22 protein-coding genes are annotated in these 22,630 nt (G+C 34.6%); 21 read left to right on the top strand and 1 reads right to left on the bottom strand.

Translation table 11 applies throughout. The annotated features are described in order from the left end of the window. The 21 genes from HCG49_RS09825 (at position 1) to purD (ending at position 21,567) form a co-directional block, all read left to right on the top strand. On the top strand, positions 1-1,056 hold the full coding sequence (locus HCG49_RS09825) for a hypothetical protein (protein ID WP_168469353.1): 1,056 nt from the start codon (positions 1-3) through the stop codon (positions 1,054-1,056). A gap of 2 nt (positions 1,057-1,058) precedes the next feature. Continuing rightward, positions 1,059-2,072: a dTDP-glucose 4,6-dehydratase gene (rfbB, locus tag HCG49_RS09820; RefSeq protein ID WP_168469352.1), complete on the top strand. Its 1,014-nt coding sequence runs from the start codon at positions 1,059-1,061 to the stop codon at positions 2,070-2,072. A gap of 89 nt (positions 2,073-2,161) precedes the next feature. Next, positions 2,162-3,019 (top strand): glucose-1-phosphate thymidylyltransferase RfbA, encoded by an 858-nt coding sequence (rfbA, locus tag HCG49_RS09815; RefSeq protein WP_168469351.1) that lies wholly within the window; start codon positions 2,162-2,164, stop codon positions 3,017-3,019. A 168-nt stretch (positions 3,020-3,187) separates the two neighbouring features. Continuing rightward, positions 3,188-3,541, top strand: coding sequence for a four helix bundle protein (locus HCG49_RS09810; RefSeq protein WP_205764374.1), 354 nt, complete (start codon positions 3,188-3,190; stop codon positions 3,539-3,541). 58 nt (positions 3,542-3,599) lie between these two features. Next, complete coding sequence (rfbC, locus tag HCG49_RS09805) at positions 3,600-4,145, top strand: dTDP-4-dehydrorhamnose 3,5-epimerase (RefSeq protein ID WP_168469350.1); 546 nt, start codon at positions 3,600-3,602, stop codon at positions 4,143-4,145. After that, the gene (rfbD, locus tag HCG49_RS09800) at positions 4,124-4,927 is read left to right on the top strand and encodes a dTDP-4-dehydrorhamnose reductase (protein ID WP_168469349.1); all 804 of its coding nucleotides are present in this window, start codon (positions 4,124-4,126) and stop codon (positions 4,925-4,927) included. Before rfbC ends, rfbD begins: the two co-directional genes overlap by 22 nt. Before the next feature lie 275 nt (positions 4,928-5,202). Further along, positions 5,203-6,327 (top strand): non-hydrolyzing UDP-N-acetylglucosamine 2-epimerase, encoded by a 1,125-nt coding sequence (wecB, locus tag HCG49_RS09795; RefSeq protein WP_168469348.1) that lies wholly within the window; start codon positions 5,203-5,205, stop codon positions 6,325-6,327. Between the two features lie 106 nt (positions 6,328-6,433). Then, positions 6,434-7,645, top strand: coding sequence for a UDP-N-acetyl-D-mannosamine dehydrogenase (wecC, locus tag HCG49_RS09790; protein ID WP_168469347.1), 1,212 nt, complete (start codon positions 6,434-6,436; stop codon positions 7,643-7,645). Beyond that, positions 7,645-9,096, top strand: coding sequence for an oligosaccharide flippase family protein (locus HCG49_RS09785; protein ID WP_168469346.1), 1,452 nt, complete (start codon positions 7,645-7,647; stop codon positions 9,094-9,096). The genes wecC and HCG49_RS09785 overlap by 1 nt, the downstream gene beginning before the upstream one ends. Before the next feature lie 2 nt (positions 9,097-9,098). Then, a complete protein-coding gene (locus tag HCG49_RS09780; protein WP_168469345.1) occupies positions 9,099-10,226 on the top strand; it encodes a polysaccharide pyruvyl transferase family protein in 1,128 nt (375 codons plus the stop codon). Then, the gene (locus HCG49_RS09775) at positions 10,216-11,424 is read left to right on the top strand and encodes a hypothetical protein (protein WP_168469344.1); all 1,209 of its coding nucleotides are present in this window, start codon (positions 10,216-10,218) and stop codon (positions 11,422-11,424) included. Before HCG49_RS09780 ends, HCG49_RS09775 begins: the two co-directional genes overlap by 11 nt. Beyond that, the gene (locus HCG49_RS09770; RefSeq protein ID WP_168469343.1) at positions 11,393-12,445 is read left to right on the top strand and encodes a glycosyltransferase; all 1,053 of its coding nucleotides are present in this window, start codon (positions 11,393-11,395) and stop codon (positions 12,443-12,445) included. The genes HCG49_RS09775 and HCG49_RS09770 overlap by 32 nt, the downstream gene beginning before the upstream one ends. A 16-nt stretch (positions 12,446-12,461) precedes the next feature. Further along, the gene (locus tag HCG49_RS09765; RefSeq protein WP_168469342.1) at positions 12,462-13,496 is read left to right on the top strand and encodes a glycosyltransferase family 4 protein; all 1,035 of its coding nucleotides are present in this window, start codon (positions 12,462-12,464) and stop codon (positions 13,494-13,496) included. Beyond that, a complete protein-coding gene (locus tag HCG49_RS09760) occupies positions 13,493-13,936 on the top strand; it encodes a serine O-acetyltransferase (RefSeq protein ID WP_168469341.1) in 444 nt (147 codons plus the stop codon). The genes HCG49_RS09765 and HCG49_RS09760 overlap by 4 nt, the downstream gene beginning before the upstream one ends. 52 nt (positions 13,937-13,988) lie before the next feature. Next, the gene (locus tag HCG49_RS09755) at positions 13,989-14,300 is read left to right on the top strand and encodes a hypothetical protein (protein ID WP_168469340.1); all 312 of its coding nucleotides are present in this window, start codon (positions 13,989-13,991) and stop codon (positions 14,298-14,300) included. Further along, positions 14,301-15,536, top strand: coding sequence for an O-antigen ligase family protein (locus HCG49_RS09750; protein WP_168469339.1), 1,236 nt, complete (start codon positions 14,301-14,303; stop codon positions 15,534-15,536). 432 nt (positions 15,537-15,968) lie between these two features. Beyond that, positions 15,969-16,964 (top strand): delta-aminolevulinic acid dehydratase, encoded by a 996-nt coding sequence (locus tag HCG49_RS09745; protein ID WP_240938669.1) that lies wholly within the window; start codon positions 15,969-15,971, stop codon positions 16,962-16,964. Continuing rightward, positions 16,942-17,682, top strand: coding sequence for a WecB/TagA/CpsF family glycosyltransferase (locus HCG49_RS09740; protein ID WP_168469337.1), 741 nt, complete (start codon positions 16,942-16,944; stop codon positions 17,680-17,682). Before HCG49_RS09745 ends, HCG49_RS09740 begins: the two co-directional genes overlap by 23 nt. 104 nt (positions 17,683-17,786) lie before the next feature. Continuing rightward, positions 17,787-19,139, top strand: a complete 1,353-nt coding sequence (locus tag HCG49_RS09735; RefSeq protein WP_168469336.1) for an exopolysaccharide biosynthesis polyprenyl glycosylphosphotransferase — start codon at positions 17,787-17,789, stop codon at positions 19,137-19,139. A 132-nt stretch (positions 19,140-19,271) separates the two neighbouring features. Beyond that, entirely contained in the window at positions 19,272-20,249 is a 978-nt protein-coding gene (locus HCG49_RS09730) for a UDP-glucuronic acid decarboxylase family protein (protein ID WP_168469335.1), read from the top strand. Between the two features lie 46 nt (positions 20,250-20,295). Continuing rightward, a complete protein-coding gene (purD, locus tag HCG49_RS09725; protein ID WP_168469334.1) occupies positions 20,296-21,567 on the top strand; it encodes a phosphoribosylamine--glycine ligase in 1,272 nt (423 codons plus the stop codon). A gap of 244 nt (positions 21,568-21,811) precedes the next feature. On the opposite strand, the gene HCG49_RS09720 is transcribed toward purD, so the two are convergent. After that, complete coding sequence (locus HCG49_RS09720; protein ID WP_168469333.1) at positions 21,812-22,627, bottom strand: TauD/TfdA family dioxygenase; 816 nt, start codon at positions 22,625-22,627, stop codon at positions 21,812-21,814. Positions 22,628-22,630: the final 3 nt, after the last annotated feature.

The following is a 22,630-nucleotide window of genomic DNA, read 5'->3' as shown; positions in this document are numbered from 1 at the left end:
ATGGCAGAGCAACAACCCTCTAAGACCAATTCGAATTCAGAGGAAATAGATTTGGGACAATTGTTTCAAATGATAGGAAATGTATTCAATAAGTTTTTCCGTTTTATTGGTAATATCTTTAAGGGAATTTTTAGCACCCTAGTGGTTTTTTTATTGTTTATACAGCAGCACTTTTTAAAATTCGTCATTGCCGGAATTCTAGGCCTGGCCTTAGGAGTGTATTTAGACATTAAAAAAGAGCCGGTATATACTTCCTCTATGGTGGTAGAGCCTAACTTTAACAGTGCCCAGCAGCTGTACAATAACATTAATTTTTATAATGAACTGGCAGAGGCCAAAGATTCTGTCGCCTTGGCCGAGGCCTTGGATATTACGGTGAAAGAGGCTAGGGCCTTAAAGAAATTTAAGGTTGACTCTTATGTAGATGAGAACCAAAAGGTAAAACTTTTCGATGCCTTTGTACGTAGTTTGGATTCTACCACAAAAGCTACCATGGATATGGAGAAGTACCTAAAAAACTTCAACGCTATGGATGCCCGTTTTCACACCATTTCGGTCATTGCTAGCAACAATACGATTGCAAAAAAGTTGCAGCCTTTTATCATTAATTCTATATCCAGGAACGAATACTTTCAATTGCAACAAAGTATCAACGACCAAAACCTAAACTTGCAAGATAGCTTGTACAAGAAACAGTTGATGGAGGTAGATTCCCTACAATCTTTGTACAAACGAATCATGGTCAAGGAAGCCGAAAAACCTATGCAGGGCACCAATATTTCTTTAGGGGATAATGGCAATAACCAAAACAAGGAAATGGCTTTGATCAATAAGGTAGAAGAATTAAAAAACAGTCTTGTACTGTTGAACCAGGAAAAGGCCAACAAATCTGGGATCATCAACGTTATCTCGGCCTTCCCAAGAAGGGGAGTAGAGGATAATGTGCTCTGGAAAAGCGCTAAGTTTGTAGTGCCATTAGGCTTTATAGGGCTACTGTTTTTATTATTATCGGCCTTGTCCTTAAACAACTATTTAAAAAATTATAAAAAAGAGTAGGTATGCATATTTTGATTACAGGTGGGGCCGGATTTATAGGGGCTAATTTTATAGCTTATTTATTAAATAACGATCCGCATTGTTCTGTAATCAATTTAGATTTGCTTACCTATGCCGGAAGCCTACAAAATACGGAAGCTTTTAAAGATAACGATCGCTATACTTTTATAAAGGGCGATATATGTGATGCCGCTTTGGTCCAAGATATTTTTCAAAAATACCAGATCAAAGCGGTATTTCATTTTGCGGCAGAATCGCATGTGGATAATTCCATTAGCAGTCCTAAGAATTTTATAAGGACCAATGTAGACGGCACCTTTTGTCTTTTAGATGCTGCTAAGAATACCTGGATGGAGGGACCACATCAGTTAAAAATTGGGTTTGAGAAAGCTAGGTTTCACCATATTTCTACAGACGAGGTCTATGGTAGTTTGGGATCTACTGGATTTTTTACCGAAGACCAGGCTTATGCCCCCAACAGTCCTTATAGCGCTTCCAAAGCGGCCTCGGATTTTTTGGTACGGAGCTATTTCCATACCTATGGACTCAATGTAGTAACTACCAATTGCTCTAACAATTACGGCCCCCATCAGCACGATGAAAAACTGATTCCGACCGTGATAAGGAAAGCCTTGGAAGGAGCCGATATCCCCATATATGGCGATGGAAAGAACATTCGCGATTGGCTGTATGTCACGGATCATTGTAAAGGAATTTATACAGTATATAGCAAGGGTAAGGCTGGAGAAACTTATTTGTTGGGAGGGAATGCAGAACGCACTAATTTGGAGATTGTAGCCGAAATATGTGCCGTATTAGACCGAAAACTACCTAAAAAAGATGGGAGTTATAGCAGTCAAATCGCCTTTGTAAAAGACCGACCTGGGCACGATTTTAGGTATGCTATAGATTTTACCAAGGTTTCAAAAGAACTTGGATGGCAACCCGAAGAACATTTTAGTTCTGGGATGGAAAAAACAGTCGACTGGTATATTCAAAAATATAAAGGAAATTAGAGTAGCCAAGAATTTAGTCAAACAGGTCTATTGCACTTAAAATTATACCCTTTCCTTTTGGAAAGAGGACACATAAAATACAGTAAAAAATGAAAGGCATTATATTGGCAGGCGGTTCAGGGACCAGGTTACATCCGTTAACCCTCTCGGTCAGTAAACAGCTGATGCCTATTTACGATAAACCCATGATCTATTATCCTTTGGCGACCTTAATGGCGGCAGGGATACGGCAAATATTGATTATTACCACTCCTAAGGACAGTGACTTGTTTAAAAACTTATTGGGCGATGGTTCCCAATTGGGGTGTTCCTTTCACTATGCGGTACAAGAAGCTCCCAACGGTTTGGCGGAGGCTTTTATCATAGGGGAAGAATTTATAGGGAAAGACAAGGTAGCACTGATCCTAGGGGACAATATTTTTTATGGGTCTGGATTGGCCACATTATTACAGGCCAATAACGATCCGGATGGGGGGATCATTTATGGGTACCACGTACAAGATCCGGAACGCTATGGGGTAGTGGACTTTGATGCCGACGGAAAAGCTATCAGTATTGAAGAAAAACCCGAACATCCAAAATCTAATTACGCCGTTCCAGGGATCTATTTTTACGATAATGAGGTGGTAGAAATCGCGAAAAATATAGCCCCTAGCCATAGAGGCGAACTGGAAATCACCGATATCAATAAGGTGTATTTGGCCAAAGGGAAATTACAAGTTAGTATTTTAGATAGGGGAACGGCCTGGTTAGATACCGGTACTTTTGCCTCCTTAATGCAGGCATCACAGTTTGTCGAGGTCATAGAAGAACGGCAAGGACTTAAAATAGGGGCTATAGAAGAAGTAGCCTATACCATGGGGTATATTTCCAAAGAACAACTACACGCCTTGGCACAGCCCTTGCTAAAAAGTGGCTATGGGAAGTATTTAATGGCCTTAAAATAAGGTGTAGGGTGATAGGATAGAAACTCAATTATTTATAACAGCGCCTTTGAGATAACCATTGATGATGTTGAGAAAGCATACCGATACAAAGAATGCTGTTCAAATTGATAACCAGCATAACTTCATAACAGGATAACATCATAACTTGATAAGTTTATAATTTCTATAATGAAAATCAACTCCCATAAAGATCTTACTGTTTGGCAGACTGCTATGGATTTGGTTATAGGAATAAATGGATTGACCGCAAAATTTCCGGGGAAGGAGCATTTTGGATTGGTTTCCCAAATGCGGAGAGCGGCCATTTCAATTTCTTCCAATATTGCCGAAGGATGTGGGAGGAAAGGAGCCAAGGAATTGGGGCGTTTTTTATATATTGCCCAAGGATCATTGTCAGAATTAGAAACGCAGCTTGAAATAGCAACTCGCTTAAAGTATGTTTCAACTTCAGAAGATACGCAGAAAACCATCATTTATATACGAAGAATGCTGTTTAAACTGATAGCTAGCATAACTTCATAACAAGGTAACAGGATAACTCGATAACAAGATAACTCTATTACTATATAACAACAACTCATTGAAAGTAACCGAAACGATATTAGAAGGATGTTTTGTCCTAGAGCCCAAAAGTTTTAAGGACAATAGGGGAGTGTTTTACGAATCGTATCAAAAAGAACGGTTTGAAGAACTTTTAGGAACGAAAGTCAATTTTGTTCAGGATAATGTATCTGTTTCCAAAAAAGGAGTAGTACGCGGGTTGCATTACCAGAAGGGGAAATATGCCCAGGCCAAATTAGTGCAAGTATTAAAGGGTTCTGTATTGGATGTAGTGGTAGACTTGCGCAAGGAAAGCAACACCTTTGGAAAGCATTTTAAAATGGAAATATCCTCGGAAAATAGAAAGGCTATTTTTATCCCTAAAGGATGTGCCCACGGGTTTTTAGCCTTGACCGAAGACGTTATTTTTTCCTATAAATGCGATCATTATTATCATCCAGAAGCCGAAGCTGGAATTTTGTTTAAGGATCCCAATCTAAACATCGATTGGGAACTGCCAGAAGTCGAAATGATCCTCTCCGAAAAAGACTTAGAACTGCCTCTATGGAAAGAGCTGGAACTGTAAAACGGATATTGGTCACCGGAGCCTCGGGACAGTTGGGACGCAGTATTCAGGATATTGCGGCAAACTACCCTACAATGGAGTTTGTTTTCGCCAACTCCAAGACCTTGGATATTACCAATGCCGCTAAGCTAGATAAGATAATGGCTTCAGCTAGCTTTGATTACTGTATTAATTGTGCTGCCTACACCAATGTAGAACAGGCAGAGAAAACCCCTGAAATAGCCTTTAAAGTAAATGCGGAAGGGGTGAAGACCCTAGCGCTGGTTTGTAAAGCCTATGATATAACCCTAATCCATATCTCTACGGATTATGTGTTCGACGGAGAAAAGGGTAGTGGCTATACCGTAAATGACCTTACTAACCCTATTAACGAGTACGGTAAGTCTAAACTAAAGGGAGAGCAGTACATTCAGCAAGTTTTGCGCAACCATTTTATAATACGAACATCTTGGGTATACCATAAAAAGCACGGAAAAAATTTTTATAAAACCATTTTGGAAAAGGTACAAAAAGGAGATACGCTGCGAATCACGAACCGGGAAACCGGCTGCCCTACAAATGCGGAAAACTTGGCAAGCTTTATCGTGAATCTTATAGCCGACGATAATCAGGACTATGGCCTTTATCATTTTACAGACGGACAGCCTATGAGCTGGTACGGATTCGCTCTAAGTATTTTGGATGAAAACGATTTATTAAACACTACCAATATCATTAAGGACAATACGTACCAAACTCTTGCCAAGCGTCCAAAATACAGCGTGTTGTTGAGTGAAAACTAAGGATGCTGTTCCTAGATTTTTCTCCACCCTTTAGGGCAGGGGGACGAGAAAAATCAAACAAGTACCAGGGAGTTGCAATAAACATTCAAATTCTTACCACGACCCTCGTATGTTAGCAAAAAGATTTAAATACTTAAAGTTAACCCTCAAGTTTTAAGATAAATTTAAGAATGAAAAGTACTACAAAAAGGGCCATGGAGAATATTTGTCGTAATTTTGCCAACTAATCCAAATTTTGGGTGTTGGTTAATTAAGAATTGTAATACAATCATAGAATGAAAATTAAAAATTTAATAATTTTTGGTACTCGTCCAGAAGCCATAAAAATGGCGCCTTTGGTTAAAGAATTTCAAAAACATTCAGACAAATGTGAAACCAAAGTATGTATTACTGCCCAACACCGAGAAATGTTAGATCAGGTGTTGGATTTCTTCGAAATTACCCCCGATTTTGACTTGGATTTAATGAAGCCCAATCAAAATTTATTTTCCCTTACCTCCGATATTATTACCAACTTAAAACCGGTTTTGGAAGAATTTCAGCCCGATTATGTGTATGTTCATGGTGATACCACTACAACCATGGCGGCTAGTTTGGCTGCTTTTTATGGAGGGGCAAAGGTCTGCCATATAGAAGCTGGGCTAAGAACCTTTAATATGCAATCGCCATTCCCAGAGGAGATGAATAGGAGTGTAACTGGCGTTGTGAGTAATTTACATTTTGCCCCTACAACAACTTCTAGGGATAATTTGCTGCGAGAGAATAAAAAGGAAGAAAGTATTGTAATCACCGGTAATACGGTCATTGATGCCTTGTTGTTTAGTGTAAATAAGGTAAATAGTAGCGATTTTACAGATACTGAGGTTGCCCAATTAGAAATACTTTTAGACAGCAACAAAAGATTAATTTTAGTTACAGGACATAGAAGGGAAAACCACGGTCAAGGATTTATAAATATTTGCGAGGCGTTAAAACAAATAGCTTTAGAAAATCCGGATACTCAAATTGTATATCCCGTACACCTAAATCCAAATGTACAAAAGCCGGTATATGAGTTGTTAGCTGATATCGATAATATTTCACTGATAGCCCCACTTTCTTATCCTGCCTTTGTATGGCTTATGGAAAAGTCTTATCTAATTATAACCGATAGTGGCGGGGTGCAGGAAGAAGCACCTAGTTTAGGAAAGCCTGTATTGGTCATGCGAGACACCACAGAGCGTCCTGAGGCCGTTGACGCAGGCACGGTATTGTTGGTAGGTACAAGCAAAGAAAAAATTGTTGTCGAAGCTACAAAGCTCCTAAACAACACTGAGGCCTATGAACAGATGGGGAAATTACATAACCCATACGGGGATGGAAAGGCCTGTAGTAGAATAGTAGCGCATATTATAAAATAAAAATATAAGTCTCCTTATGATGTAGGATATATCGTTATATGTCCTTATAGTGATTAAGGAATACCTGAAAAGATAAAAACACTGCATTTATACAACACAAACTAAAATGAACAAACCAGAAGTAGTAATGATTGGTTTGGGCTATATTGGCCTACCAACAGCGGCCTTGATTGCACAAAATAAAACCCAAGTACACGGAGTAGATATAAATCCAAAAGTGGTAGAGACAATCAATGCCGGAAAGATTCATATTGTTGAGCCCGAATTGGATACTGCAGTGGCCAATGCAGTCAAGGAAGGATATTTAAAAGCTGCGACGAAACCAGTTGAGGCGAATACGTACCTTATTGTAGTACCCACTCCTTTTAAAGGGAAAAATGAACCAGATATCTCTTTTGTAGAAGCCGCGACAAAGGCAGTATTACCTTTATTAAAGTCAGGAGATCTTTATATTATTGAGTCTACTTCCCCTGTTGGAACAACAGAAAAGATGATGGCCTTGATATTTAATGAACGTCCGGAGTTGGAAGGGAACATACATATTGCCTATTGTCCAGAAAGGGTTTTACCAGGAAATGTTATGTACGAGCTGGTCCATAATGACAGGGTTATTGGGGGTGTTAATGAAGCTTCTACAGAAAAGGCAGTGACCTTTTACAGACAGTTTATAAAAGGAGATTTGCATAAAACCAATGCCCGTACCGCAGAGATGTGTAAGCTGGTAGAAAACTCTTCTAGAGACGTTCAGATTGCTTTTGCTAATGAGTTATCCTTAATTTGTGACAAAGCCGATATTAATGTTTGGGAATTAATAGCCTTGGCCAATAAACACCCTAGGGTAAATATTTTACAGCCTGGGTGTGGGGTAGGGGGGCATTGTATTGCGGTAGACCCTTATTTTATTGTAGCTGAATACCCAATGGAATCTCAAATCATAGGAAAGGCCAGGGAAATAAACAATTACAAATCATTTTGGTGTGCCGAAAAAGTGCAAACAGCAAAATTGCAATTTGAATTACAATACGGACGCAAACCCAGCATAGCTATAATGGGATTGGCTTTTAAACCTAATATTGACGATTTAAGGGAATCTCCGGCCAAATACATAGCTCAAAAGGTATTACAAAACGCCAACAACGAAGAATACTATATTGTGGAGCCCAATATAGACGATCATAAGGTGTTTAAGTTAACTAATTACAAGGAAGCTGCAGAAAAAGCAGATATTATAGTGTTTTTGGTAGCCCATGCGGAATTTAAAACCCTAGTCTTGTCCGAAGAAAAGTTGGTGTTGGATTTTTGTGGGGTTAATATATAATGCCTGGATATTTAAATATTAAATCTCGATTTTCAAAGGAGATAAATGAATTGCTAAGTAGTTCTTTTTGGTCTCTTGTTGGTTCATTATCATCCAAATCCTTATTGTTTGCAGTTTGGGTTTTGGTGGCCAGGATGTTAGGTAAGGAGTTGTACGGAGAAATAGGAATTGTAAGATCTACAATAAACTTATTTATTATTTTTTTGGGAACTGGGATATCTATTACTATGACCAAGTACATACCAATGTATGTACAAAAAGATAAGCAAAGAGTCAGTAAAATTTATAGCTTAAATTTATTTTTTACCTTATCATTTTCAGCCCTTCTAACATTTCTTTTATATTTTTTAGCGGAATATATTTCTATATGGATTTCTGGCTCAAAAGATTTGAAATTATCATTACAAATTGGTTCTTTTTTGATTTTTTTTAATTCATTAAATAGCTTTATAACCGGTTGCTTACAAGGTTTTAGAACCTTTAAATTGATTTCCTTTATCAATACAATTAATGGGGTGGCAACCTTTGTTTTTGTTTATTTAGGAGCTTATTTTTACTCAGTTCATGGCGCATTTATTGGATTATTAATAAGCGCAGTTATTTTATTGATACAAAGCCATTACTATCTAAAAAAGAAACTCAAACAAGAGGGAATTGAGTTTAATTCAAATTTCATTTCAGAATTTACAATTTTAAAAAATTTTACAGTTCCTTCTATATTATCAGGGCTAATGGTGGTGCCTTTTAAATGGGCCCTTGATGCATTTTTGGTCAAGAGCACTAATGGCTTAAACGAACTTGGGCTTTATAGCGCTTTAATACTCTTTCAGACCTTTTTAGTAGTATTAGCAAATTCATTAAATGCGCCACTTCTAACATTAATGGCTGAGAATAAAAACAATAATAGTATTAATAAAATAAGTATTTACGGTCCTTTGTTTCTAGGAATAACACTGGTAATACCTTTTCTTTTTTTTCCGCAAATATTTGGCTTCTTTTTAGGGAGTGAGTATGTTAATGATCCTAACTATAACCAAACAATGATCTTAATTTTAATTACCACGATTTTAATGCTTTACAAGCAAGGTATAGCTAGAATTATGGTAATAAATAATTTAATGTGGTTTAGTTTTTGTAGTAATTTAATTTGGGGCTTAGTATTGTTAATGACCTTTAAACTATCCAATATAAAAGATGCCAGAACATTCGCTTTTTCATATTTCATAGCATACGTAATTAATATTCTTGTAATAATACCGTATTATACAAAAAAAGGAATAATCCCAAAAAAATATGTAGCTAATCTAGCAATGTTTGCTTTGTGGATTTTATTAGGAATAATTAGTATTGTACTTTATTTCAATAACTTTAGTATTATAATAAATTTATTAGGCTTTTTTGTTTCATTAGCCGCATTCTTTGGAATATTTTTCAAGTTAATCAAAAAATAGAAATGAAAAATTATATAAAATTTGGAATAAAAGGCGCCTATGGCGAAAGAAATTTTGGTGATGATGCTCTTATGATTTATTTATTAAAATGGTCTAAGAACAATGATTTAGACCCTTTTTTTATAGGGAAAAAGGCTAATTATCTTAAAAAATACCTGCCTTTGGAACGGTATCTTTTAGTCAATAATTTTCATAAGTATAATTTTAAAACCCTAATTTTTGGAGGGGGTACACAATTTTTTTCGTTTAAAAATAATTCTCAAAAAAGTGAATATTGGAAATTAGTTTATTCAAACCCCATATTATTTATAAAAAAACTATTGTTGTTTATTGAAAAAAAGTTGTTTTTAGGGCAACCAAGGTTTGATAATATATTTTCAGTAGGTATTGGACTTGGTCCGTTTGTTAGGAATTCTGAAAGAGAATTATTAGCAAAAAAACAGCTTAGCATTATGAAAGGTGTCTATGTTAGAGATAAATTCAGTTTTGAATTTTCCAAAAATATTAATCAAAACACCTACTTAGCCACTGATATATGTTTCCTGCCCAATATCCTTAATTTTAAACCTTATTTTAATAAAAGTATTGAAGTAAAGCGAATTGGAATTATTGTTAGAGATTGGGAGTTTTCCAAGGAAGGAAGTCTTTATTTTGAACGTGTTCTGGAGGAGGCAGATAAGTTAATTTCTTATTCTTACGTATTGGATTTTATACTGTTTAGGGATGAGCCAATGTGTGAATTAGAACTTAATAATTCAAATCACAGAATAATAAAATGGAATCCAGATAATCAGAATCTTGACGACTTTTTGAAGGTTCTATCAAATTATGACTTGTTTATCTCATCAAGATTCCATGGTGTTATTTTTGGAGCATTGCTTAATATACCTAGCATTGCTATTGAAATTGAGCCAAAATTAAGGGTGACAAAGGAATTGTTAGGTAAAGGAGTTTCTATTTGGGAACAACCTTTTAGTGAAGATTTATTATTAATGATAGATAGGATTAATTATATAGAAGCTAAAGAGAGTTTAACGATTGCGGTTAGGAATCAAGAGATGAATGCTGTGAAAATGTTTGATAATTTATTAAGAGAAATAAGGCAAGTGACCCAACTAGATGAAAATTAAAATCGGTTATTTAATACTTTTTATTCAATTAGGAATAGTTTTTATTAGCGACTTTGTTAGTAGGTTAGTGACTTATTTTAGCCATTCTACACAATTATTATTCAGCGTTGTTTTTATTTTTTTAATTATTTATTTTTATAAAAGAAGAATAGATTTAAATTCTGCAAAATTCGTTTTTTTAATAATTTCAATTTTATCAATTGGTTTAATTAGAAATCAATTTTTATTGAATCTATTTCAATTAATTCTAATTGCATCAAATTTTATATTCATATTTTTCGCGCATAAATTAGATGAAAAAAGTCTGAAAAAGTTATTAGGATTAATTCTAATTTTTAGTTTTTCCCAACTTTTCTTCGATTTGCTATTTCCTAGGGAGGTTATTGATTTGAAGGATCAATATTCTGGAACTTTTATAATGGCTAATAATAAGAGTAGGTTTTTAATGTTTATTTTACCATTTGCCTTTCTTTTGCCCAAAAATCAGTATTATCTAAATTTTATTGGAAAGTTTTTCTTTTTAGTTTCTGTAGTTATAAGTATTTATATCGGTTATTCTAACCTTGCCATTCTTATTTTTATTATTAGTCTTGGTCTTGCATTAATATCTAAAAATATTTATACCGTGTTTATATTTTACATAATAGGGATATTTGCGTTGGGATCTATCTCAAAAATGTATTTAAATAAAGAAAATAGTAAGAATTATTCTACATTAGATATGAATTACCACAGATTTTTTCATTCGGAACATGGAGTAGCTGCGGTCTATAAATATGGTTTTGTAAAATTAAAAGAAAGTTACTTTCTTGGAGTTGGTTTAGGCAATTTTACTAGTAGGTCTGGTCAAATATTTAATTCTGAAATTACTGCAAACATACCCAAACAACGGATAAAATTTTGGGCACCACTTTTCGATACAAAAGCTCCCTATGGTTTATCCAGTTTATATGTGCTATTTATAGAGCTAGGAATTTTCTCATTAATTCCGATATCGATTTTATTCAAGTGGTTTAACAAACTTCTAAAAACTGCTAATTTCAATATCAGGGTTATGACTATTTTTCTGTTTCTAATAATAAATTATAATCCAACCTTTTTTGAATTTAACGAGTCATTATTATATTTTTTAACATTGGTCGTTGTCTCTAACTTATCAATTATTAATGAAAGAAATAATTTATATCAGTCTACCTAAAAATATTAGTTTTAGCGTTTTTGAAGCTCTAAAAAGACATACAACCCTGTTTGAGCGTTCAAATAAAAATATTATTTATCTTTCTCGGAATAAAGAGATTAGTGATGAACGGATAGTATATTTTAATAGTTGGTACGAAATTCTTAAATTTTTGGCAAAACAAAAACATGGGGATTTTTATGGAATCACTGTTTTTGAGGTTTTATTGGGTACTTTATCTAATTTATTTGGAAATAAAAAAATTATAATTTTTTGGGTACAGGGCTTAGTCGATCATGAGGATTTTCTTTCATATAAAGTAAAGTGGAGATATTGGCTTTTTAATATGCTGTTAAAAATTGCTATAAAATGTAGCGATAAGTTGGTTGTTGTTACTAAAAACATGTTTACCATATTAGTAAATCAATACAGTTGTAAACCAAGTAAAAAACATATTGTAATAAATTGTACTTCTAGAGTTAATTTTAGTAACGCAAAAAAAATAGAAAAAAGTCTTTGCTACATTGGGGGATTGTCGAGTTGGCAGAACATTGATAAAGTGTTATCATTATTTAATGAATTATTAAATAGTTCAAAACATTATTCACTACATATAGCTACTTTTGATCATGTAAAAGCTAAAGAGTTGATATATAGATATGTTGAGCAAGATAAAAGAAATCGTGTTACACTTGTAAATGTAAGAACATCGTTGGAGGTTGAAGATTTTTTAAGTAAAATGGAATATGGTTTTTTAATCAGGGATAACATTTTATTAAATAACGTGGCTTCCCCAATAAAGTTAGCAGAATATCTAGCATGTGGCGTTAATCCTATTATTAGTGATAGTTTAGTTGAGTTTAAGGACTTAATTTTAGATTATGACTGTGGGATTGTTATTGAAAACGAAAATAACCATCAAGCTATCTTAAAGCTTTTGGAGCACAAAACAAATTCAAAAAATGCAATAAATCTCTATAATACTTTCTTTACAAGGAAATCCTTGGATATGGAGATTCGAACTTTTTTGAATGATAATTAGTTATAATAATGTTTAAATGAAAGAAATTCTATTTCTTGGAAATGTTCCAACTTCAGATCCTAAATCTATTGGGGGGGCTACCGTTTACACTCAAAATTTACTAGAAATTTTAGCTTTAAACGATGAAATAAACATTAAACAACTCAAGACAAGAAATTGTTGGGGGAAATTAGGACAAATTCCTGACTTTATTTTATTAATTCTTAAGTTTCCTTTTTATTTAAAAGAAAAAGAAATTGTAAGTGTACATGCTTCTTGGGATTTTCATGTAACAATAGGTCCATTTATTTACATTATATCTAAATTATTCAAAAAAAAGATTGTTTATCATTTTTTTGGAGGAAATTTTCATAAACAGTTTGATTGTTTTCCTAGAGTTCTACAGTGGTGGTTGAAGACAACTATTTTGAGTTCTGATTATATTTTGATGGAAACCAAAAAGATGATAGAGTATTTCGAAAATCATGGTATTACGGATAAATGTATTTGGTTCCCTAATTCTAGAAAGGCAAATAAGGAGGAACTAACTATATTAAACTATAGCAGGAGATTTGTTTTTATATCTAGAGTTACTAAAACGAAAGGAATAAATTTATTGTTTGAGGCTGTAAAGGTATTGCCTAAAGATTTTGTAATAGATGTTTATGGTCCTATAGACTTAATCTATTTTTCCGAAGAAAGTTTTAATAACTCACGGTTGGACTATAGAGGTGTATTAAAAAGTCATGAGGTTAATAAAACATTAAGTAATTACGATGTCGTTATTTTACCAACATATTATCAAGGAGAAGGCTATCCAGGAATTTTAATTGAAGCAATGTCTTTAGGAAAGCCAATTATTACGACAAAGTTAAACGCTTTAGACGAAATTGTAATTCATAAATATAATGGATTACTTATTAGGCAGAAATCTGTCCAAGAATTGATAGATGCTATTTTGTATTTTAATAATGAAAATTATCCTTCCTTTGTGAAAAATTCCCTCAATAATTTCTCGGAATTTAATATTGAACGAGTTACTGAAAAATTAATTAAAATTTATGTCGAATGATAAATGCTTATAAACTTTATCAATTCTCTAACTTTCTTTACAAAAAGAAGATACCGTTTTTACCAAAGATTATTAAATTATTAATCTTTTTAATTTATAACTCGAGTATACCCTATCAGGCGAGTATAGGGAAAGGAACAACTTTTGGTTATGGCGGTATTGCCGTAGTTATTCATAAAAGGGCCGTAATAGGAGATAATTGCATAATTGGGACGAGTGTTACAATTGGTGGCAAGTCTGGCCATTTAAAGGTGCCTATTATTGGTGATAATGTATACATTGCAACAGGCGCAAAGGTGCTAGGTCCTATTAAAATTGGAAATAACGTGATTATAGGCGCTAATTCTGTAGTAATTAAAGATGTACCCGATTTCGCTGTGGTTGCTGGGATACCTGCTAGAATAATTAAAATTAATTCTGTTATAGATGAAAAGGTCTAATTTATATATCATAATATTTATTTTTATATGTATAAATTATATTTCTGTTTTCATGGATAATGATCTGTTAGGAGACTTGATTGATATAAATAGTGGAGATATAGAGTTGTTAGATGAAATTTGTATAAATGAGGTATATTCTAATTCTTTTTTCTTTATTACAAGAAAAAATCTTCAGATTATTAATGGTGAGCAATTGTATATGGTTAAAAATAAATCTTCAGGGGACGTTATATATTTTAGAGTGAATACTGTTAAGAATAAAGATTCATTATATTTTTTTCAACATATAAATTGGGTTACAAGCAAAAATCGAAAAATCGAAAAAGGGACTTATAGTTTAAATAAAATAAATAATCAGTAAATGGCTAATATTAAGCAAAACCATTTTAATTTGGTTATTATTTCGGTTTTTCTTTCTTTCAGTTCTATACTTTTACGAGGAGAAATCTTTGTTTCAATTACCCTTTTAATTAATATCGCAGTGTTGCTTCTATATAATTTAAATTATAAGAATAAAAGAGAAAATATTGTTTTTAAAAAGGAATTATTCATTCTAACAATTCCCTTCTTTCTCTCCCTATTTGGACTATTATGGTCCACTAACTATATCAACGGACTAGAACTTGTTTTTCGGTCACTTCCATTAATTTTAGTTCCTTGGGTATATATCTATTCGGATAAGGATATAATTCGTAAGGGATTTCAATTATTGGAGATTTATTTTCCGATTATGGTTTTGGTAACTTATTATTCTAATGTCTTAATTGGTTTATATTTAAAAAGTATTGGTTATGGAGATTATTTATACTATTCTGGTTTCTCAAAAATAGTCGATGTTCATACAACCTATATGGCATTAATTATTATTTGTTCAACCTTATTTATCATAAAAAGAAGATCGGAGCTTTCAATGATGGCGTATTACGGGGTGTTTTTTGGGCATGTTTTTTTATTAATTCTTATTGCTTCAAAGGTCGCTTTTATAATTATTGCTATTTTAATGATTTATGAATTCTTTTTAATTAAGGTTTCAACGATTAAAAAAACAATATTGTTTTTGGGAATATTAATTGCGTTCTTTTTTACAGTGAGTAAAGTCTTTGAAACGAGATTAGCAAATAGAAAATTAGAAGAAAGGGAAAAATTAGCCACTACCGAATTGTTTTCCAATTTTCTAGAGAAGGATGTTCAACCTAGATATTTACTTTGGAAAAGTAGTATTAATAGTTTAGAGGGATTAGAAATCCTTTTTGGAAATGGCACTGGTTCGCATAATGATAAAAGACTAAAAGAATATAAAATAAATGGATTAAATAAGGCTATAAAAGAAAATTATAATAGCCATAATCAGTTTGTTGAGTCTTTTTATATGTTCGGTATTGTAGGTTTTTTAATTTTTATTTATCACTGCTGTTTTTTATTAAAATCGATTTACAATGATAGAAATTGGTTTTTATTTCTGATGTATAGCTCAGTACTGATCTTTTTTATTACTGAATCAATTCTTTTAAGGAGTTTAGGAATCATTATATATTCTTATATAATAACATATGTATATATGAATTTAGAACAAAATTTCAAAAAAGAAAAATGCTAATGGAAAAAAAATCATTAAATATTGTTCTTATTCTACCGATTTACTTCTGTTCTTATTAGAAAAAGGAAAGTAAGATTAAACCTATCTAAGAAAGTATTTTCAAAGGAGTCAAGAAAGGAAGTACATTTGTTATAACAATGAATGATTAAATTAATTATAATGTCTAATTAGGAACATGCTTTCTTGATTGTCGGTATTTTAATTCGACGATGAGAGGTAATGTTAATATATAACTTTAAAAATAAATAATTGGATAAAAATATAAGTTTTAAGCACCTAAAAGATTTTTGCGAAGCGGAAGAATTTAAAGGCTGGGATCCCTATGACGGATTGAACAGTTGGGTCATTCAAAAAACAGCTTTAGGAAAGTCCAGGTTTTTTAGATTGGCTTGGATACAACTTTTTAAAAGAAATCCAATAAATCTTAGGCCTTTGTTTGGAGTAAAAAAGGATTATAATCCAAAAGGTTTGGGATTGTTTTTAACGGGATATTGTAACCTGTATAAAATAGAACCAAGAGTAGAATATTTAGAAAAAATAAATTTTTTATCGACCAAAATTCTTGAATTAAAGACTAGTGGCTATTCAGGTGCCTGCTGGGGATATAATTTTGATTGGCAAGCTAGAGCTTTTTTTCAACCTAAGCATACTCCAACGGTAGTAGCTACTTCATTTATAGGTGAAGCACTTATTGATGCTTACGAGATTACAAAAAGAGATGAGTTATTGCAAACAGCTATAAGTTGTACAAACTTTATTTTAAAAGATCTTAATAAATCCTTGGACGAAGACAAAGATTTTACTTTTTCCTATTCACCCCTAGATAGTACACAGGTCTACAATGCAGGACTATTAGGAGCTAAATTGTTGGCTATAGTATATCCTTATACTAATGATTCTAATTTATTGGCAACCGCTAAAAAAGTAGTTTCTTATGTCTGTAAGAGGCAAACCAAAGAGGGCGCTTGGTCCTACGGCACCTTGCCTTTTCACCAATGGATAGACAATTTTCATACAGGTTATAATCTAGAATGTATTTATAGATACCAAGAAATATCAGGAGATTTATCTTTTCAAAAATATATTGATAAAGGATTAGAATTCTATGTGAATACCTTTTTTACCGAAGATGGAATTTCAAAGTATTATAATAATAAAACCTATCCAATCGATATTCATGCTCCAGCACAGCTAATCGTAACTTTAAGCAAATTGGGTGTGTTAAATGAAAATAAGGAATTGGTAGACCGGGTATTGTTTTGGACAACTGACAATATGCAATCTTCCAAAGGATATTTTTACTACCAAAAAAAGAAATGGGTAACATCTAAAATTCCATATATTCGTTGGGCACAGTCTTGGATGTTTTACGCATTTAGTTATTATTTATTAGAATTACATTTAAATGAACAAAATCAACATCCTTAATACTTCCATTCATAACCTTACTATGAATGAAACCCTACAGATCGTGGACAATACTATAGCTGAGGGGAAACAATTGCATCACGTTGTTGTCAATGCAGGAAAGATTGTGGCTATGCAAAAAGATCTGCAGTTGCGCCAAAGCGTCAATGAGAGCGATTTAATCAATGCAGACGGACAAGCAGTAGTGTGGGCATCAAAAGTGTTAGGGAAGCCCTTAAAAGAACGCGTAGCGGGGATAGACCTGATGGTTAACCTAGTGCAAATGGCTCATGATAAAAACTATAAAATATTTTTCTTTGGAGCTCAAGAAGAAGTGGTGAGAAAAGTAGTAGATACCTATACCGATCAATATTCGCCAAATATCATCGCTGGTTATAGAAATGGGTATTTTAAAAAAGAAGAAGAACAATCTATAGCCCAAGAAATTGCCGCAAGTGGTGCCAATATTTTATTTGTAGCTATTAGTTCTCCTACCAAGGAAAATTTTCTATATGAAAACAAAGCTTTGTTGCAAAAGGTAAATTTTGTTATGGGAGTAGGCGGAAGTTTTGATGTAGTGGCAGGGAAAGTGCAACGAGCACCCCTATGGATGCAAAAGGCAGGTCTAGAGTGGTTTTATAGGTTTGCACAAGAACCAAAACGTATGTGGAAACGTTATTTAGTGGGAAATAGTAAGTTTATTGGATTGGTGGTAAAAGAAGCTTTTTCAAAAGCTTAAAAGCGATCTTATTACACTAAATTTAAGTTCTTAGGAATACACGAGGTGGATTTGTTTTTTAAATTTATCTTTGAAGTCTCTAAAAACCTAACCAAACGGTATTCATGTTTTCCAAAAAACACCGCTATTCCGGCTTTATAACGCCCATTTCGTATGGGATAGACTTGTTGGTCATCAACCTGTTTGCCTTGGTGTTGCCCATTAATTTTCAATACCCATTTCTTTTCCATGGCTATATAACCCTGGCTTGGTTTATCATTTCTTTTAAAAACAGCTTTTACGAGGTGCACCGCTATACCAAGGTAACCTATATCGTAAAGTTATTGTTGACTCAATTTGTATTTTTCTTTTTGGTGCTCTATGCCTTTATAGGCTTCTTTAAACAGCCCAATATGAGCCGTTTGGGTCTAGCAGAATATTTTCTCTGTGTTTTTGGCAGTGTTTTTCTGCTAAAACTCCTCAACTATGTGCTGCTGATGCAGTATCGTAAGGAAGTAAAGGGGAATATGCGCAATGTGGTGGTCATTGGTAAGAACAAGAAAACGGATCAATTGATTGAGGTTTTCCACCAACGCAGGGAGTTTGGCTACCATTTTATGCAGCAATTCTGTGCAGATGACAAAGATTTTGATATTAGAAAGTGTTTTGAGTATATCTTAGACAACAATATAGACGAGATATACTGTTCGGTGGCAGAGTTAAAGAACAGCCAGTTGAACCTTTTTATCAACTTTGCCGATAACAACCTAAAAACCTTGAAGTTTATTCCGGACAACAAGAATATATTTACCAAAAAACTCACCTTTGAGTACTACGATTATATTCCTATTTTGTCCCTTCGCGATATTCCTTTGCATCAGCCGCTAAATTCGGCTTTAAAAAGGGTTTTCGATATACTGTTCTCTCTTTTTGTGATTGTGTTCCTACTTTCATGGTTGGCCCCAATAGTGGCTATGTTTATCCGTTGGGAATCTAAGGGTCCTATTTATTTTAGACAGAAGCGAAACGGGATAGACAATAAGGAGTTCTACTGCTATAAATTCCGCTCCATGGCTCCCAATGCCGATGCCGATAACCAAATGGCGAGCAAGAACGATATGCGGATTACCAAGGTTGGCCGTTTTATGCGTAAAACGAGTATAGACGAGCTGCCACAATTTTACAATGTGCTCTTTGGCAATATGTCTGTCGTAGGGCCAAGGCCTCATATGGTAAAGCATACCAACGAATATGCCCATAGGGTAGACAAGTATATGGTGCGCCATTTTGTAAAACCTGGAATTACAGGCCTGGCACAGGTAAAAGGCTATAGGGGAGAGATAGAAACCGATACGGATATATTTAACCGTACCAAATTTGATATTTTTTATATCGAAAACTGGTCTATTTTCCTAGATCTTAAGATTATCCTTCAAACGGTGATCAATGCGGTCTCTGGAGAAGAGAAGGCATATTAAGAAGCTAGCCTCGTGTATACCGTCCTATTTTGTATCTTTAAGACTTGAAAAATAAACAGGAGATAGACCTTTTTAGGACCCTTACCCGAAAATTGGTGGCCCTAAGGAGGAGAATAGCTAAAACATATACATTTGAAAAAAGTACTCATCACCGGGGCAGCCGGATTTTTAGGATCGCATTTGTGCGATCGGTTTATAAAAGAAGGGTTTTATGTGATTGCCATGGATAACCTGATCACCGGCGATCTAAAAAACATAGAACACCTATTTCCCCTTAAGAATTTTGAGTTCCAGCACCACGATGTGACCAAGTTTGTACACATTCCTGGCAAGCTGGACTATATTTTGCATTTTGCCTCTCCCGCCAGTCCTATCGACTATTTAAAAATTCCGATAGAGACCCTAAAGGTAGGATCTCTGGGAACCCTTAACTTATTGGGAGTAGCCAAAGAGAAAAAGGCGCGGATATTGGTAGCTTCTACTTCGGAGGTATATGGCGATCCGCTGGTACATCCGCAAAAAGAAACCTATAACGGGAATGTGAGTCCCATTGGGCCACGTGGGGTCTATGACGAGGCCAAGCGCTTTATGGAATCGATTACCATGGCCTATCACCGCTTTCATGGGGTAGATACCCGTATCGTTCGTATTTTTAATACCTACGGCTCTAGAATGCGTTTAAACGATGGGAGAGTGGTACCTGCCTTTATGGGACAGGCACTACGGGGAGAAGACCTGACCGTTTTTGGCGATGGCTCGCAAACGCGCTCCTTTTGTTATATAGACGACCAGGTAGAAGGGATTTACCGCTTGTTAATGAGCGATTATACCGAACCTATCAATATTGGGAATCCGCACGAAACTACCATCAAGGAATTTGCCGAGGAGATCATTAAACTCACTGGCACAGATCAGAAAATTATCTATAAAGAGTTGCCGCAAGACGATCCTTTACAGCGGGAACCCGATATTAGCCTGGCCAAGGAAATCTTGGGCTGGGAGCCCAAAGTATCGCGTGCCGAAGGGCTTAAAAAGGTATATGAGTATTTTAAATCCCTTTCTCCGGAGGAACTACAGAAAAAAGAACACAGGGATTTCTCTAGCTTATAATGGATATTTCCATTGCAAACCGTATTTTTGAACAAATTTTTGAAGCATGAACATCCTTATTCTTGGTGCTGGTGGGCGCGAACATACCATAGCATGGAAACTGAAACAAAGTACAAAACTATCCAATCTTTTTGTAGCTCCCGGTAATGCAGGAACGGCAGCAATTGCTACCAACCTACCGATAGGGGTAAACGATTTTGAGGCTATTAAAAAAGCGGTACTGTCCGAAGGCATCAATATGGTGGTCGTAGGCCCAGAAGATCCGTTGGTGAACGGGGTACACGATTTTTTCCTAAACGATGAAGCCTTAAAGGATATTCCGGTTATTGGACCTCAAAAATTAGCTGCAACCTTGGAAGGCTCCAAGCAGTTTGCCAAGGAGTTTATGATGCGTCATAACATTCCTACCGCTGCCTATGAAAGCTTTACTGCCGAGACATTGGAAAAAGGATATGCCTTTTTAGAAAGTTTACAACCGCCATACGTACTAAAAGCCGATGGTTTGGCCGCTGGAAAAGGGGTGCTGATCCTTCAGGACCTACAAGAGGCAAAGGACGAATTGAAAACCATGTTGGTCGATGCCAAATTTGGCAACGCCAGTACTACTGTGGTGATAGAGGAGTTCTTGGACGGTATTGAGCTTAGTTGTTTTGTACTGACCGATGGTGAAGGCTATAAAGTATTGCCAACTGCCAAGGATTACAAACGAATAGGGGAAGGCGATACCGGACTGAATACAGGAGGTATGGGCGCTATTTCTCCAGTTCCTTTTGCCGATAAGGCATTTATGGACAAGGTACACGAGCGTATCGTAAAACCTACCGTAGAAGGCTTTAAAAAGGACAATATGCCGTATAAGGGATTTGTCTTTATCGGACTTATAAAAGTTGGTGACGACCCTAAAGTGATAGAATACAACGTTCGTATGGGCGATCCGGAGACCGAAGTGGTAATTCCAAGGATCAAAAACGATTTAGTAGAAGTTTTTCAGGCCGTGGGCAACCAGACCTTGGACAGCATTAACCTAGAAATAGACGAGCGTACCGCTACCACCGTTATGATGGTGTCTGGCGGTTACCCAGGAGCCTATGTAAACGGCAAGGTAATCACCGGTTTTGATACTGTTGACGACGCCGTGGTTTTCCATGCAGGGACTCAACTAAAAGACGGAAAAGTAGTAACCAATGGAGGTAGGGTCATGGCCGTTACCGCCTATGGTGCCGACTTTAAAGAGGCTTTAAAAACCTCTTATAAAAATATAGAGAAAGTACATTTCGATGAAATGTACTTCCGTAAGGACCTTGGTTTCGATCTATAAGAAGAAACCTCAATGCCCTATGGGCAGATAACTATTAAAAAGGCTGTCGGGAACGACAGCCTTTTTTTGTTGGATAATGACCGCTAGGGAACGGATATTTCGGTTCGTTTTGTGCCAACTACTTTCTATTTTAAAGGGGAGAGATATGCTGCGGTATAACCACCCTGGAACGGAAGTCCGTTTTATTTCGGAATGACTATCCGCTCTCTAGGGGATGGGTGTTCGTTCTCACCGGATTGTGCATTTATTCACTATTTTTATTCATCCTGATCCTTATTAGATGTCTTTTTTCATCGGAAAACTCGCTTCTTCCATGCAACATTGTTTTATTATTTATAAAAATTAAATCTTTAGGTTCTAAATAAAAATATTGAGTAAAACTATTGTTAAGAATTACTTCTTTTAAAATTTGATAGGCTTCAATTTGTGCTGTAGAACAAATGGCTTCCTTGTGCATTAAAGCTTTTTCAAAGGTATCTACTCTAAAACGAATTTCATTTTCTCTTAATATTGGTCCATAGTTGAATTCAACCTTATCTTCTTTACGTTTTTTAAACACATTAGGAACTATAAAAGGATAATCTGTTGAAGAAAGAATTTCTATTAATGACTTAGCATTCTCTAATTCAGTAAGCGTTTTTAATATATTTTTTAAACTTAAAAGAGACGATACTCCACCACCACATTCCGCTTTTTTTAAGGTCAACAAACCAAAATAATCTTCGGGGTAAAAACTATATTGACTATCCGTATGAAGTTCTGCTTCATGACTGTGTTCCGAATAAGTCTTTATAAAACTTTTAGATTTAGATGCTGATTTAATATCCCAAATGATTTTATTATTGCCATCATGAGAAATAGGTGTTCCAATTAATTCAGATAATTCGAGAAATTTTTGATTCGCTTCTTCAACATTATCTGTATCCACATTAAAATTCTGAATAACAATGTAACCTACAGAATCAAGGTCTTTTTTTATTCGGACTGCTAAATCAAAATAACTTAAATTTGAATCTTTATAATCTAAATAATTGATATTTTGTATTAAAGTATTGGTCATAAT

Source organism: Arenibacter sp. 6A1, assembly GCF_012272855.1.
Classification (GTDB): domain Bacteria; phylum Bacteroidota; class Bacteroidia; order Flavobacteriales; family Flavobacteriaceae; genus Arenibacter.
The sequence above is the reverse complement of the archived record's forward strand: the minus strand, read 5'-3'. Positions and strand labels throughout refer to the sequence as shown.